Source organism: Tsukamurella hominis (genome assembly GCF_965137015.1).
Taxonomy (GTDB): Bacteria; Actinomycetota; Actinomycetes; order Mycobacteriales; family Mycobacteriaceae; genus Tsukamurella; species Tsukamurella hominis.
In genome coordinates this window covers 1-1,552 of sequence record NZ_CBCRZG010000052.1, presented here as the reverse complement: position 1 = coordinate 1,552, position 1,552 = coordinate 1, and the positions used below count along the sequence as shown (strand labels likewise).

At 55.2% G+C, this 1,552-nt stretch carries 1 rRNA gene; it reads right to left on the bottom strand.

The window, feature by feature from the left end:
- Positions 1-1,552: ribosomal RNA gene (locus ACM9LD_RS25035) — 23S ribosomal RNA — on the bottom strand; the annotation flags it as partial.

The following is a 1,552-nucleotide window of genomic DNA, read 5'->3' as shown; positions in this document are numbered from 1 at the left end:
TTCTAACGCGCGCGGCGGATAGAGACCGAACTGTCTCACGACGTTCTAAACCCAGCTCGCGTGCCGCTTTAATGGGCGAACAGCCCAACCCTTGGGACCTACTCCAGCCCCAGGATGCGACGAGCCGACATCGAGGTGCCAAACCATCCCGTCGATATGGACTCTTGGGGAAGATCAGCCTGTTATCCCCGGGGTACCTTTTATCCGTTGAGCGACACCGCTTCCACTTGCCGGTGCCGGATCACTAGTCCCGACTTTCGTCCCTGCTCGACCTGTCAGTCTCACAGTCAAGCTCCCTTGTGCACTTGCACTCAACACCTGATTGCCAACCAGGCTGAGGGAACCTTTGGGCGCCTCCGTTACATTTTGGGAGGCAACCGCCCCAGTTAAACTACCCACCAGGCACTGTCCCTGAACCAGATCATGGTCCGAGGTTGAGGTATCCAATACGATCAGAGTGGTATTTCAACAACGACTCCACGAACACTGGCGTGCCCGCTTCACAGTCTCCCACCTATCCTACACAAACCGAACCGAACACCAATACCAAGCTATAGTGAAGGTCCCGGGGTCTTTTCGTCCTGCCGCGCGTAACGAGCATCTTTACTCGTACTGCAATTTCGCCGAGTCTGTGGTTGAGACAGCAGAGAAGTCGTTACGCCATTCGTGCAGGTCGGAACTTACCCGACAAGGAATTTCGCTACCTTAGGATGGTTATAGTTACCACCGCCGTTTACTGGGGCTTAAATTCTCAGCTTCGCCTTACGGCTAACCGGTCCTCTTAACCTTCCAGCACCGGGCAGGCGTCAGTCCATATACATCGTCTTACGACTTCGCATGGACCTGTGTTTTTAGTAAACAGTCGCTTCTCTCTGGTCTCTGCGACCCCCCACAGCTCACGGAGTAAATCCGGTCACCATGCGAGGTCCCCCTTCTCCCGAAGTTACGGGGGCATTTTGCCGAGTTCCTTAACCACAGTTCTCTCGATCTCCTTGGTATTCTCTACCTGACCACCTGTGTTGGTTTGGGGTACGGGCCACATCAGATCTCGCTAGAGGCTTTTCTCGGCAGCATAGGATCATGGAATTCGCCGCAACGGCTACGCATCACCTCTCAGGCTCATATGAGATCCGGATTTGCCTAGATCTCGCCCTACAGGCTTACACCAGTACAACCACTGACTGGCCCCACTACCTTCCTGCGTCACCCCATCGCTTGACTACTACCAGCCGAGGTCCCGTGCATCCACTCAACTGTCACCCGAAGGTGATCCGTAAGCTTCAGGACGGTTAGTACAACTGATTCATCATGGGCGATCTGACACGGGTACGGGAATATCAACCCGTTGTCCATCGACTACGCCTGTCGGCCTCGCCTTAGGTCCCGACTCACCCTGGGAGGATTAACCTAGCCCAGGAACCCTTGGTCATCCGGAGGACACGTTTCTCACGTGTCATTCGCTACTCATGCCTGCATTCTCACTCGCACAGCCTCCACAACTAGGTCACCCTGCTGCTTCTACGGCTGCACGACGCTCCCCTACCCACCCACA